The organism is Burkholderia sp. MSMB1078WGS (assembly GCF_001528895.1).
In the GTDB taxonomy this organism is placed as follows: domain Bacteria; phylum Pseudomonadota; class Gammaproteobacteria; order Burkholderiales; family Burkholderiaceae; genus Burkholderia.
Window position 1 is genome coordinate 1 of record NZ_LPDI01000069.1, and the last position, 516, is coordinate 516.

Here is a 516-nt window from a genome sequence, read left to right on the forward strand (position 1 = left end):
TCCTAAATCGACTGAATGTCAAAGTGGGCAGCGGCGTAACGCGCACTGCAGTTCCACACTTCGACACCGTCGCGGATAAAGGTGGCCCATCCAGCCGTGACGATCATCTCCGCGTGCGGAAATACGTCGTCATGCCCATTCGCCAAAGCGGCAAAGACCGTCCGCTCACGACAAATCGCCAGGTAGTTTCCATCCGATAACGTCGACGGCGTCGTGCTCAACGATCAAGGCCGCTCACTGCTCGATCAAAAACCGATCGCGGTTCTTCGCGCTTGCAATCCATTGCGGAGCCTTGCCGCGCCCGCTCCAGGTCTTGCCGGTTTTCGGATCCCGATACTTCGGCGCGACCGGCGCACGCTCGCCTGATGCCACGGCACGGCGTCGTCCGAAAACTTGCTCGGCCGTGATCCCATATTCGGCGATCTGCTCGCGCATCGTCGTGATGATGCTGTCGAGCTCGGCGAGCCGTGCTTCTTCCGCTTGCTGTGCCAGTGCGTCAGCTTGAGCCTTGAGTTC

Annotated in this window: 2 protein-coding genes; one reads left to right on the forward strand and one right to left on the reverse strand. The window is 60.1% G+C overall.

Features of this window, described 5'->3' with window-relative positions:
• A partial coding sequence (locus WT24_RS35815) for a hypothetical protein (protein ID WP_218921576.1) occupies positions 1–200 on the forward strand: 200 nt, incomplete at its 5' end.
• A gap of 34 nt (positions 201–234) precedes the next feature.
• Here the strand turns inward: WT24_RS35815 and WT24_RS16670 are convergent.
• The coding region (locus WT24_RS16670) for an H-NS family nucleoid-associated regulatory protein (protein ID WP_060034956.1) at positions 235–516 on the reverse strand (282 nt) is incomplete at its 5' end.